1 protein-coding gene is annotated in these 273 nt (G+C 37.4%); it reads left to right on the top strand.

Features of this window, described 5'->3' with window-relative positions:
• Positions 1 to 273 (top strand): Ig-like domain-containing protein (locus CXF54_RS13000; protein ID WP_198551075.1); only part of this gene is annotated, 273 nt, incomplete at both ends.

The raw sequence follows: 273 nt of genomic DNA, 5'->3' as shown, positions 1-273 counted from the left end.
TACTGATGCTATCGCAGATATTAATAATACATTCCAAGACCAACCGGTAACTGGTAATGTATTAACTAATGATGAAGATTTTGAAGGTGATAACCAAACAGTAACTGCTAATACTGATCCTGCTAACGGAACAGTAACTATTGATGCTGCTGGTAACTATACTTATACTCCTAACGCTGGATTTACTGGTGAGGACACTTTCACATACACAATCTGTGATGATGGTAACCCACAAGCATGTGATACAGCTACTGTATACATTGAAGTATTACC

Source organism: Olleya sp. 1-3, from assembly GCF_002836085.1.
GTDB classification, from domain to species: domain Bacteria; phylum Bacteroidota; class Bacteroidia; order Flavobacteriales; family Flavobacteriaceae; genus Olleya; species Olleya namhaensis.
This window is presented reverse-complemented; position numbering and strand designations above follow the sequence as displayed.